10 protein-coding genes are annotated in these 11,075 nt (G+C 68.9%); 8 read left to right on the top strand and 2 right to left on the bottom strand.

What is annotated here, in order from left to right:
- Nucleotides 1–193: 193 nt before the first annotated feature.
- The 4 genes from ctaC (at nt 194) to ACFFNX_RS29805 (ending at nt 4,392) form a co-directional block, all read left to right on the top strand.
- Nucleotides 194–1,021: an aa3-type cytochrome oxidase subunit II gene (ctaC, locus tag ACFFNX_RS29820; protein ID WP_378209171.1), complete on the top strand. Its 828-nt coding sequence runs from the start codon at nt 194–196 to the stop codon at nt 1,019–1,021.
- A complete protein-coding gene (gene ctaD, locus ACFFNX_RS29815; protein ID WP_378209169.1) occupies nt 1,018–2,697 on the top strand; it encodes an aa3-type cytochrome oxidase subunit I in 1,680 nt (559 codons plus the stop codon). The genes ctaC and ctaD overlap by 4 nt, the downstream gene beginning before the upstream one ends.
- Nucleotides 2,698–2,699: 2 nt before the next feature.
- The gene (locus tag ACFFNX_RS29810; RefSeq protein WP_378209167.1) at nt 2,700–3,095 is read left to right on the top strand and encodes a cytochrome c oxidase subunit 4; all 396 of its coding nucleotides are present in this window, start codon (nt 2,700–2,702) and stop codon (nt 3,093–3,095) included.
- A 97-nt stretch (nt 3,096–3,192) separates the two neighbouring features.
- Complete coding sequence (locus tag ACFFNX_RS29805) at nt 3,193–4,392, top strand: L,D-transpeptidase (protein WP_378209165.1); 1,200 nt, start codon at nt 3,193–3,195, stop codon at nt 4,390–4,392.
- 574 nt (nt 4,393–4,966) lie between these two features.
- On the opposite strand, the gene trpD is transcribed toward ACFFNX_RS29805, so the two are convergent.
- Together trpD and ACFFNX_RS29795 are read right to left on the bottom strand one after the other, a co-directional pair.
- Nucleotides 4,967–6,016 carry an anthranilate phosphoribosyltransferase gene (trpD, locus tag ACFFNX_RS29800; RefSeq protein WP_378209164.1) on the bottom strand — a complete coding sequence of 350 codons (1,050 nt, stop codon included), beginning with the start codon at nt 6,014–6,016 and terminating at the stop codon, nt 4,967–4,969.
- A 26-nt stretch (nt 6,017–6,042) separates the two neighbouring features.
- The gene (locus ACFFNX_RS29795) at nt 6,043–6,450 is read right to left on the bottom strand and encodes a hypothetical protein (RefSeq protein ID WP_378209162.1); all 408 of its coding nucleotides are present in this window, start codon (nt 6,448–6,450) and stop codon (nt 6,043–6,045) included.
- Nucleotides 6,451–6,755: 305 nt separating this feature from the next.
- Here ACFFNX_RS29795 and ctaE point away from each other — a divergent pair, with 305 nt between their 5' ends.
- From ctaE to qcrB, 4 genes are all read left to right on the top strand, one after another.
- Nucleotides 6,756–7,412 (top strand): aa3-type cytochrome oxidase subunit III, encoded by a 657-nt coding sequence (gene ctaE, locus ACFFNX_RS29790; protein ID WP_378209160.1) that lies wholly within the window; start codon nt 6,756–6,758, stop codon nt 7,410–7,412.
- Nucleotides 7,413–7,417: 5 nt separating this feature from the next.
- On the top strand, nt 7,418–8,245 hold the full coding sequence (gene qcrC, locus ACFFNX_RS29785) for a cytochrome bc1 complex diheme cytochrome c subunit (RefSeq protein WP_446678532.1): 828 nt from the start codon (nt 7,418–7,420) through the stop codon (nt 8,243–8,245).
- Nucleotides 8,238–9,299 carry a cytochrome bc1 complex Rieske iron-sulfur subunit gene (qcrA, locus tag ACFFNX_RS29780; protein ID WP_378209158.1) on the top strand — a complete coding sequence of 354 codons (1,062 nt, stop codon included), beginning with the start codon at nt 8,238–8,240 and terminating at the stop codon, nt 9,297–9,299. The genes qcrC and qcrA overlap by 8 nt, the downstream gene beginning before the upstream one ends.
- Before the next feature lie 91 nt (nt 9,300–9,390).
- Nucleotides 9,391–11,061, top strand: a complete 1,671-nt coding sequence (gene qcrB / locus ACFFNX_RS29775; RefSeq protein ID WP_378209156.1) for a cytochrome bc1 complex cytochrome b subunit — start codon at nt 9,391–9,393, stop codon at nt 11,059–11,061.
- Nucleotides 11,062–11,075: the final 14 nt, after the last annotated feature.

Here is an 11,075-nt window from a genome sequence, read left to right as displayed (position 1 = left end):
GAGGGCACCCAGCAGCGCCTCACGTGCCGCAGGGTGCAGGGGTTCGGTGGACGCGGCGTCGAAGTAGGCCACGAGTACGACAGTAACGGGGGTACCACCGAGGTGTCCGGGACCCTCCGCTAATGTTTCCCCCACACGTGTGAACATCGATCTGATCGCCCGAGACTCGGGCTTCATCGTGGGAAGGCAATCCGTGAGTCCGACCCGCCGTAGAGAGCGGCGCACGCCTGCGAGCGCGGGCGTGCCCGGCGCGCGCCGACGCCTGCTGACGGGCGCCGCGGCGCTGTCGGCGCTGGCGTTCGCCGCGACGGCGTGCTCCGCCGAGAAAGTGCGCCTCGGCCTGCCGACGCCGGTCACCGAGCAGGGCAAGCGCGTCCTGACCCTGTGGCAGGGGTCCTGGATCGCAGCGCTGGCCGTCGGCGCCCTCGTCTGGGGCTTGATCATTTGGGCGGTGCTCTTCCACCGCAAGCGGTCCGATCAGCTGCCGCCGCAGGTTCGCTACAACCTGCCGATCGAGATGCTGTACACCGTCGTCCCGTTCATCATCGTCGCGGTGCTGTTCTACTTCACCGCGCGCGACGAGACGTATCTCGAGAAGCTGACACCGGCGTCCCAGTCCAGTGACGTGACGCTCGTCAACGTGACGGCGTTCCAGTGGAGCTGGCAGTTCGACTACCCGCAGTACCACACGCGGTCCATCGTCGGTCAGCCCGTCTCGCCCGACGACCCGCACAAGCCGACGTTCGAGATCCCGGTCGGCAAGAAGGTGCGGTTCCACCTGGTGTCCAAGGACGTCATCCACTCCTTCTGGGTTCCGTCCTTCATCTTCAAGCGGGACATCATCCCGGGGGCCAAGTCCGGCCAGGACTTCGAGATCACCCCCACCAAGACGGGCACGTACGAGGGACGCTGCGCCGAACTCTGCGGTGTCGAGCACGGCCGGATGCTCTTCCAGGTGAAGATCGTCCCGCAGGCCGAGTTCGAGCAGTTCGTCTCCAGCCATGGCGGGAGCATGAAGTGACCACCACCATCTCTCAGCCGACCTCGTCGGCGGCGAACGCTCCCCGGCGCACGAGCAAGGGCCGGATCATCGCGTCCTGGATGTCGTCCACGGACCACAAGGTGATCGGGTACATGTACCTGATCACGTCGTTCGTGTTCTTCGGCATCGGCGGCATCCTGGCCCTGGTCATGCGCGCCGAACTGGCCCGGCCGGGCCTGCAGTTCGTCAGCGAGGAGCAGTTCAACCAGCTCTTCACGATGCACGGCACGATCATGCTGCTGCTGTTCGCGACGCCGCTGTTCGTCGGGTTCGGCAACGTGATCATGCCGCTGCAGATCGGTTCGCCCGACGTGGCGTTCCCCCGCATGAACATGTTCAGCTTCTACCTGTTCCTGTTCGGCGGTCTGATCACGATCAGCGGGTTCCTGACCCCGGGCGGTGCCGCGAGCTTCGGCTGGTACGCCTACTCGCCGCTGTCGAACGCCATCCGCTCACCCGAGGTCGGCGGCGACCTGTGGATCATGGGTCTGGTGCTGTCCGGCCTGGGCACGATCCTCGGCGGCGTCAACTTCGTCACCACGATCTTCTGCATGCGGGCGCCGGGGATGACGATGTTCCGGATGCCGATCTTCACGTGGAACATCCTGCTCACGTCGGTCCTCGTGCTCATGGCCTTCCCGGTGCTGGCCGCCGCGCTGCTGGCGCTGGAGGCCGACCGAAAGCTCGGCGCGCACGTCTTCGACGCCGCCAACGGCGGCGCGATGCTCTGGCAACACCTCTTCTGGTTCTTCGGCCATCCCGAGGTGTACATCGTCGCGTTGCCGTTCTTCGGGATCATCACCGAGATCCTGCCGGTGTTCTCCCGCAAGCCGGTCTTCGGCTACATCGGCCTCGTCAGCGCGACCGTCGCCATCGCCGGCCTGTCCGTGACCGTGTGGGCGCACCACATGTTCCCGACCGGTCAGGTGCTGCTGCCGTTCTTCTCGTTCATGACGTTCCTCATCGCGGTCCCGACCGGGGTGAAGTTCTTCAACTGGGTCGGCACGATCTGGCGAGGGCAACTGACGTTCGAGACACCGATGCTGTGGTCGCTGGGCTTCCTGGTGACGTTCCTGTTCGGCGGCCTGACCGGCATCATCCTGGCCTCGCCGCCGCTGGACTTCCACCTCAACGACAGCTACTTCGTCGTCGCGCACTTCCACTACGTGCTGTTCGGCACGGTGGTGTTCGCGATGTTCGCCGGCTTCTACTTCTGGTGGCCGAAGATGACGGGGAAGAAGCTCAACGAGTTCTGGGGCAAGGTCCACTTCTGGCTGCTGTTCATCGGCTTCCACACGACCTTCCTGGTCCAGCACTGGCTGGGCGCCGAGGGCATGCAGCGGCGCGTCCCCGACTACGCCAAGCAGTTCACCGGCCTCAACGAGGTGTCCAGCATCGGCGCGCTGATCCTGGCGATCTCGATGCTGCCGTTCCTGTGGAACGTCTACATCACCTGGCGCAACGGCGAGCGGGTCTACGTCGATGACCCGTGGGGCTTCGGCAACTCACTCGAGTGGGCGACGTCCTGCCCGCCGCCGCGGCACAACTTCACCGCGATCCCGCGGATCCGCTCCGAGCGGCCCGCGTTCGATCTGCACTATCCGCACACCGACGCCAAGCCCGCCGTGACGGCCGGTGCCGGAACGGAGGACTGACGATGAAGGTCGAAGGCTACCTGTTCGTCGGCTGCGCGCTGTTCTTCGCGGTGATGGACGTCATCTACTGGCTGTGGTCGCACGACCCGACCGGCACCACCGCCCTGGCCCTGACCGTGGGCCTGGCCGGCCTGGTCGGCTTCTACCTGCTGTTCACCGGCCGCCGCGTGGGACCGCGGCCGGAGGACGACAAGGAGGGCGAGATCGCCGACGGCGCCGGCGAGCTGGGCTTCTTCAGCCCGCACAGCTGGTGGCCGCTGTTCGCCGCGCTCGCCGCGGGCACGGCGTCCCTCGGCGTCGTCATCGGCTGGTGGATGCTGATGATCGGCATGCTCGCGGTGGTACTGGCCGCGATCGGGTTCGTGTTCGAGTACTACCGGGGTCACTTCTCTCACTGAGAAACCCCAAGGATCGGTCACGAGGGCCGGTGTCGCCGAGAGGCGGCGCCGGCCCTCGTCGCATACTCGGCACGAACACTCACAGGTGGGGGTGCGTATGTGGCGAGGTGCGTCCGCCGTCGGCGTGCTCCCGCTCGCCCTGCTGCTCGGAGCCTGCGCGCACCGCACGCCCGTGCGCCCGCCAGCCGCGGTGACGGTCCTGCCGGCGCAGGGAGCGGGCGCCGTGCCGCCCGACGCCCCGGTGAGCGTCCGGGTACGCGACGGCCGGATCCGTTCGGTCACGCTGGCCGACGGCGGACGGCTGGAGGGGCGGACCAGCGCCGACGGGACCGTGTGGTGGCCACGCTGGGCGCTGAGCCCGGGCCGCTCGTACACGCTCGTCGTCACGGTCGCGGGCGCGGACGGCCACGTGGGCTCGGTACGGAGCACCTTCCGTACGCGCCGGGTGGCCCACACGATCGGCGCGACCGTCGCCGCCCCGCAGCCGGGCACCACGGTCGGGGTGGGAATGCCGATCATCCTGCGCTTCACCGAGCCGGTGCGGAACCGCGCCGCCATCGAGCGTTCCCTGGCCCTGTGGACGTCGACACCGGTGATCGGCGCCTGGCACTGGACGTCTCCGTCGGAGGTGATCTACCGCCCGCGCGTGTACTGGCCGGCGCACACACGCGTACGTCTGCTGGCGCATCTGTCGGGCCTGCGGCTGACGGGGGCCGCGTACGGCGCTGAGGACCTCGTCAGGGACTTCTCGGTCGGTGACGCGCACATCACCGTGGCCAACGCCCGCAGCCATGAGCAGGAGGTCCGGGTGAACGGCCGCGACGCCCGCCGGATGCCGATCAGCATGGGGAAGGGGACGCGGCTCAAGTACACGACGACGAGCGGCATCCACCTGACCATGGAGAAGAACCACCACATGGTGATGGACTCGGCGACGGTCGGCTGCCCGCCGGGCTGCCCGGACCACTACCGGCACGACGTCTACTACGCCGTCCGGATCTCCGACAGCGGCGAGTACGAGCACAGCGCACCGTGGTCGGTGGGAGACCAGGGCAGCCGCAACGTGAGCCACGGCTGCATCAACCTGGGCCCACGCGACGCCCGCTGGTTCTTCCACCACACGCAGCCGGGGGACGTGGTACAGGTCACGGGCACCCGCCGGCGCCTCGCCCCGGGGAACGGCTGGGGCTTTTGGCAACTGTCCTGGCCGGAGTGGCTGGCCGGGAGCCAACTGGGCCCGTCGTACGGCCAGGGCATGCCCGCCCCACCCCAGCCACCCACCCTCATGCCCAGGTGAGATGGTTCCGTTCGCGTTGACGCCGAGGTGAACGACGGCCGGGTGAAGGATGGCGCTTGCGTTGTTGCCCTGCCGAACGATGGCCGCTTGCCTCGGGGCAGGGGGCCAGGCGCTGGGTGGGCTCGGTCCAGAAGGGTGTGCCCGTCGGTCGTTCGTCGGCCCCACGGTTGTTCACCATTGTCGCCGAGGTGATTGGCGATAGGGATTGGGATGCTGACGCGTCGCGGTGGGTTCTCACGCTGCGGGGGACCCGCCCCGACCGCAGGGGCCGCGGACATCCTTCGGCCCGTACCCGGCGGTCCTGGCCTTGGTGAGCGGCGTAGGCCACGACTCCGGACTCCGAGATCATCGTGGTCGGGTTGATGACCGCCCGAGCATGTGGGGCGGGAGGAATGTCTGTCGGCTCGGTCCGGGGGCGCCGAGGCTCCGGCCACGGCCGATGGCCTTCGCGTCTCGTGGTCGGCTCTCCGGCCGGTCCGAGACGGCGAGGGGCCCGTGTCGCGATCAGCAAGGCCGCGGTGAGGGGCGATCGCCCTCAGGGCGTGCGTACGTCGCTTTCCGAGGGAGGCTCGGGTCAGGCGGCCAGGCGCTGGGTCAGTTCGGTCCAGCGGGTCAGCAGGGCCGCGGCGTGGCCGGAGTCGATCGCCTCGAGGGCGCGCGTGTACGCCGCTCTCATGGCCTGCGTGAGCCGCTCCGCGGGCGGGGTGCCCTCGGCGGCCACGAGGGCCGCGGCGGCGTTGAGGGCCACGATGTCGCGCACCGGGCCCGTCTCCCCGGCCAGCACCGCGTGTGCCACGCGGGCGTTGTGGCGGGCGTCCGCGCCGCGGAGGTCGGCCGGGGTCGCGCGGGGGATGCCCAGGTCGGCCGGGTCGAAGGCGGTCTCGGTCGCGGTGCCGTCGCGGACCACCCAGACGGCCGACGTCGAGGTCGTGGTCAGCTCGTCCAGGCCGTCGTCGCCGCGGAACACCAGCGACGAGCAGCCGCGTTCGGCGAAGACGCCCGCGATGACGCCCGCCATGCGGGGGTGGAACACGCCGACGGCCTGGGCGGTGGGGCGGGCCGGGTTGGCCAGCGGGCCCAGGAAGTTGAAGATCGTCGGGGTGCCCAGCTCGCTGCGCGTACGAGCCGTGTGCCTCAGGGCCGGGTGGTACAGGGGCGCGAAGCAGAACGTGATGCCGATCTCCTCGGCGACCCGGGCCGCGGCCTCGGGCGACAGGCTGATCGCGACGCCGAGCTCTTCGAGCAGGTCGGCGGCGCCGCAGGAGGAGGACGCGGCCCGGTTGCCGTGCTTGACCATCCGTGCGCCGGCGGAGGCGGCGACGATCGCGCCCATGGTGGAGATGTTGACCGTGTGGGCCTGGTCGCCGCCCGTGCCGACGAGGTCGACCGCCGGGCCGGGCACCGTGATCGGTGTGGCGTGGGCCAGCATGCCCGTCGCGAGGCCGGTGACCTCCGCGACCGTCTCACCCTTCGCCCGGAGCGCCACGGCGAAGCCCGCGATCTGAACGTCGCTGGCCTGCCCCGACATGATCTCCTGCATCGCCCAAGTGGTCTCCTCCGCCGACAGCGACTGCCGGTTGAGCAGCGCGTCGATCAGGGCGGGCCACGTCGTACGCGGGTCCATCCGGACGCTCCCTGGGGCTATCGGGTCTATCGGCGGGACAACTCGGAGCCGGAACCGGTCAGCCGCTTGCGCACCAGCTCGGCGACGCCCTCGGCGAGGGCGACCGAGTCGATGGGCAGGCTCGCCACGGCGTCGGCGCGCGACCAGGTGGCCAGCCACCCGTCGTCGCGGCGGGCGATGAGGACCATGATCGGCGGGCAGTTGTAGATCTCGTCCTTGGCCTGGCGGCAGATGCCCATGCCGCCGGCGGGCCGTGCCTCGCCGTCGAGCACGGCCACGTCGATGTCGCCCTTGTCGAGGCGGGCGAAGACCGCGGGCTCGGTGGCGATCTCGACGTACTCCACCTCGGGGAGTCCCGCGGCGGGCCGGCGGCCGATCGCCAGGCGTACCTGCGCACGGGTGTTCGCGTCGTGGCTGTAAACAAGGATCTTCATCGTGAACCGGCGCGGAGGCCCCGGCGGTCAGGCCGGGGAGGGACTGCGCCTCCCCCTTCCGAAAGGACATGGTCACGCCGCCGCACTGCCGGCGCCTGCGAGCCGGGTGATCATCGATCGGGCGATGAGACCCCGCGCACGTAGCGATGTTACCGGGCGCGACGCGGCCCGTACGACCGGTCGGGGCGAGGAGCTGCTGGAGACGGCGTGTTCCGGCGGAAACCGCCTGGAAGAGGCCTCGTGGTGAAGATCGGGGCGCGCCTGATGGGGGGTCCTGCGTCACCTACTCGGCAGGTGCCGTAATAATGCTTGCCGTGGCAACAGTATCCGCGACTGACAGCGCACCCCGCACCCGCGCCAACCGGCCCAACCTCGTGAGCGTGGGCACGATCGTGTGGCTGTCGTCCGAGCTCATGTTCTTCGCGGCGCTGTTCGCGATGTACTTCACCATCCGGTCGGTGACCACCGGAGACGGTGGCAAGTGGCCGAATGCGCACCTCGACATTCCGTATGCCTCGGTGAACACCTTCATCCTGCTGATGTCCAGTGTGACGTGCCAGCTGGGCGTGTTCGCGGCCGAGCGCGGTCAGGTCGGGCGGCTGGGAAGCATCGTGAACATGCGCAAGTGGGGCCTGCGCGAGTGGTACTTCTTGTCGTTCCTCATGGGCGCGGTGTTCGTCGCCGGGCAGCTCAACGAATACCGCACGCTGATCCATGAGGGCACCACGATCTCGTCGAGCGCGTACGGATCGGTCTTCTACCTGACCACGGGCTTCCACGGTCTGCACGTGACCGGTGGCCTCATCGCGTTCCTGTTCATGCTCGGGCGGACGTACGCCGCGAAGCGCTGGACGCACGAGCAGGCGACCAGCGCCATCGTCGTGTCCTACTACTGGCACTTCGTCGACGCGGTGTGGGTCGGGCTGTTCTTCACGATTTACATCATCGAGCTGTTGCAATGATCCAGATGGGACCCTCTTCCGTGAAATGGTTCACCGCATGGCGCCGGCGCCCGTGGGCGGGCTACGCCGTCGTGCTGGCCGCGCTCGCGATCATCGCTGTCGCGTACGCCGGTGTCTCCTCGGGAGGCGATCGCGCGCAGGCGTCTGACACCCAGGCGTCGGCGCAGGACATCGCCAAGGGCAAGGAGCTTTTCAACCAGACCTGCTCGAGCTGCCACGGCGCCAACGCCCAGGGCACGCGCACCGCGCCCAGCCTGATCGGCGTCGGCGCCGCGTCCGTGGACTTCCAGGTCGGCACCGGCCGGATGCCCGCCATGAACCCCGGCGCGCAGATCCCGCGCAAGAAGCCGGTCTTCAACGAGGAGCAGACCCGCCAGATCGCGGCGTACATCGCCTCGCTCGGCGGCGGGCCGGCGATCCCCTCCGGCGACCAGGTCGACCCGAAGACCGGAGACGCCGCCCTCGGCGGCAAGCTCTTCCGCGCCAACTGCGCCCAGTGCCACAACTTCGCCGGGTCCGGTGGAGCGCTGACGGGCGGCAAGTACGCCCCGCCGCTGGACAAGGCGACGCCCACGCAGATCTACGAGGCCATGGTGACCGGCCCGCAGGCGATGCCGGTCTTCAACGACACGACCATCACGCCGGAGCAGAAGCGCGCGATCATCGCGTACGTCACGCAGACCCGCAGTGAGGTGAACCCGGGTGGCAGCGGCCTGGGCCGTGTCGGCCCGGTGGCCGAAGGCCTCGTCGGCTGGCTGGTCGGGATCGGTCTGATGGTCGTCGCAGCCGCGTGGCTCACTGCCAGGAAGCCCAAGAAGAAGCACAATGACTGACAACAACGAGACCAGCGGCGCGACTCCGGAAGAGGAGGGTCGCGTGCCCAAGCGCGTGATCGGCACTCCGCCGCCGACCGGCACCCAGGCGCTGCTTCCCGAGGACGAGTCCAAGCAGGGCGGCAGTGGCTACGTGCTCGACGAGACGAAGGCGCGCAAGGCCGAGCGCGTCGCGGCCGCCTTCTTCACGCTGAGCTTCCTGGCCGGCATCGCGTTCATCGTGTTCTACGCGGTCTGGCCGGGCCACGTGGGCAACATCGACCGGGCCGCCCGGTCGAACTACACCCTCGGCACCGCGCTGACCGTGGTCTTCCTCGGCCTCGCGGTCGGGATGACCATCTGGGTGCGCCACCTGGTGACCACCAAGGAGATCATCCAGGAGCGGCACCCGATCTCCTCGAAGCCGGAGGACCGCGAGGTCTTCAACCAGTACTTCCAGGAGGGCACGGAGGAGAGCGGGCTGCTCAAGCGCCGCCTCCTGCGCCGTACGCTGCTGCTCGCCGCCGCGCCGCTCGGCCTGCTTCCGCTCATCCTGCTGCGCGACCTCGGTCCGCTGCCGGAGAAGAAGCTGCGCCACACCGCGTGGAAGGCGGGCACCCGTCTCGTCGTCGACGGCACCGGCCAGCCGCTGAAGGCGGCCGACTTCGACTCTCCGGGCGGCATCATCACGGTCGTCCCGCAGGGCGCGGAGGACAACCTCGACGAGATCGCGACGAGCACGGTCCTGCTGCTGAACCTCCCGGAGGACCAGGTCAAGGTCAAGAAGGGCCGGGAGAACTGGCACGTCGGCGGCATCGTCGCCTACTCCAAGATCTGCACGCACGTGGGCTGCCCGGCGGCCCTGTACGAGCAGACCACCCACCACATCCTGTGCCCGTGCCACCAGTCGACCTTCGACGCGCTCGACAGCGCCAAGGTCATCTTCGGCCCGGCGGCCCGGCCGCTTCCCCAGTTGCCCATCGGCGTCGACTCCGAGGGATATCTGATCGCCACGAGCGACTTCCACGAGCCGGTCGGCCCGAGCTTCTGGGAACGCGGGAGGCCGAAGGCATGAACGACATGACCCTCACCCCTGCACGCGTCCGATGCGACGGCTCGCGCCCTTCACCGATCGGTGAACCGCGCGGCGAGCGAGGAGCGGTGAAATGAGTACGACGACACCTCCCAAGGCCATCGACGGCGCCATCGGTTTCGCCGACGAGCGCTTCGCCACCGCCGGGTTCCTCCGCGGCAAGATGAAGAAGGTCTTCCCCGACCACTGGTCGTTCATGCTGGGCGAGATCGCGCTGTACTCGTTCATCATCCTGCTGCTCAGCGGGACCTTCCTCACGCTGTGGTTCAAGCCGAGCATGTCCGAGGTCGTGTACCACGGCAGCTACACGAAGCTCAACGGCGTCAGCATGAGCGAGGCGTACAGCTCGACGCTGCACATCAGCTTCGATGTCCGCGGCGGCCTGCTCATGCGCCAGATCCACCACTGGTCGGCGATCCTGTTCCTCGGGTCGATCATGGCGCACATGCTCCGGGTCTTCTTCACCGGCGCCTACCGCAAGCCGCGTGAGATCAACTGGCTCATCGGCATCACGATGTTCACCGTGGCCATCCTCGAGGGCCTGTTCGGTTACTCCCTGCCGGACGACCTGCTGTCCGGCACGGGTCTGCGCATCACCCAGGGCGTGCTGCAGTCGATCCCGATCGTCGGCAGCTACCTGTACTTCTTCGCCTTCGGGGGCTCGTTCCCCGGGCACGACTTCATCCCACGGCTCTACACCGTGCACGTGCTCCTCATCCCGGGCATCCTGCTGGCGCTCGTCGGGGCGCACTTCATGATCCTGTGGTTCCAGGGGCACACGCAGTACCCGGGCAAGAACCGGGCGGAGAAGTCCGTGCTGGGCAAGCCGTTCTACCCGGTGTTCCTCATCAAGACCACCGCGTTCTTCGTCTTCACCTTCATGGTCGTCGCCCTCCTGGGGACGTTCGCCCAGATCAACCCGATCTGGCTGTTCGGCCCGTACACCCCGGACTCCATCACGGCCGGTTCGCAGCCCGACTTCTACATGGGCTTCCTCGAGGGCGCGCTGCGCATCATGCCCAACTGGGAGACGAACCTGTGGGGCCACACGGTCTCCTGGAACGTCCTGGTGCCGGCGCTCGTACCACTGGGCCTGATCATGACGGGCGCCGCCGTGTGGCCGTTCATCGAGCAGTGGGCGACCGGTGACCGGCGCATCCACCACATCGCCGACCGGCCGCGCAACGCGCCGTTCCGCACCGCGGTCGGCATGGCCACCGTCGCCTTCTACGGGCTGCTGTGGCTGGCGGGCGGCAACGACGTCCTGGCCGACAAGTTCCACATCTCGCTGTACCAGACGACGTGGTTCTTCCGGTTCGCGGTCTTCATCGGCCCGGCCATCGCCTACATCGTGACGAAGCGGATCTGCCTGGGCCTGCAGCGCAAGGACGCCGAGGAGTACGAGCACGGCGTCGAGTCCGGCATCATCAAGATGCTGCCGAGCGGCGAGTTCATCGAGGTCCACGAGCCGGTCAAGGAGGCGGCCGAGGCGGTCCTGAGCGCCAAGCCGGCCGCCCCCGCGCTCGTCTCGGGCGAGGAGGAGGACGAGAACGGCATCCCGTCGCCGGCCTCCCGCGGCCCGCTGGGCCGGGCCCGCCGGGCGCTCAACGGCGCCTTTGCCGCCGACGACATCCCGATCGGCAACGGCCACGCCGACGGCAACGGTCACGGGGCCGCGCCGGAGGACGCCGACGGTCACGCCGAGACCGAGGGCGGCGACCACAAGGAGCTGAGCCGGGGCTGACCGGCACCGCGACG

The organism is Actinoallomurus acaciae (assembly GCF_042429965.1).
Lineage (GTDB): Bacteria > Actinomycetota > Actinomycetes > Streptosporangiales > Streptosporangiaceae > Actinoallomurus > Actinoallomurus acaciae.
Note: the sequence above shows the minus strand (reverse complement) of the source record. Positions and strands in the feature narration are given on the sequence as shown.

Bases quoted from the DNA above. Each gene is read 5' to 3' on its own strand.
- trpD (WP_378209164.1), bottom strand. From the start codon at position 6,016: ATGGACCCGCGTACGACGTGGCCCGCCCTGATCGACGCGCTGCTCAAC.
- qcrB (WP_378209156.1), top strand. From the start codon at position 9,391: ATGAGTACGACGACACCTCCCAAGGCCATCGACGGCGCCATCGGTTTC.
- ACFFNX_RS29810 (WP_378209167.1), top strand. From the start codon at position 2,700: ATGAAGGTCGAAGGCTACCTGTTCGTCGGCTGCGCGCTGTTCTTCGCG.
- qcrC (WP_446678532.1), top strand. From the start codon at position 7,418: ATGGGACCCTCTTCCGTGAAATGGTTCACCGCATGGCGCCGGCGCCCG.
- qcrA (WP_378209158.1), top strand. From the start codon at position 8,238: ATGACTGACAACAACGAGACCAGCGGCGCGACTCCGGAAGAGGAGGGT.
- ctaE (WP_378209160.1), top strand. From the start codon at position 6,756: ATGCTTGCCGTGGCAACAGTATCCGCGACTGACAGCGCACCCCGCACC.
- ACFFNX_RS29795 (WP_378209162.1), bottom strand. From the start codon at position 6,450: ATGAAGATCCTTGTTTACAGCCACGACGCGAACACCCGTGCGCAGGTA.
- ACFFNX_RS29805 (WP_378209165.1), top strand. From the start codon at position 3,193: ATGTGGCGAGGTGCGTCCGCCGTCGGCGTGCTCCCGCTCGCCCTGCTG.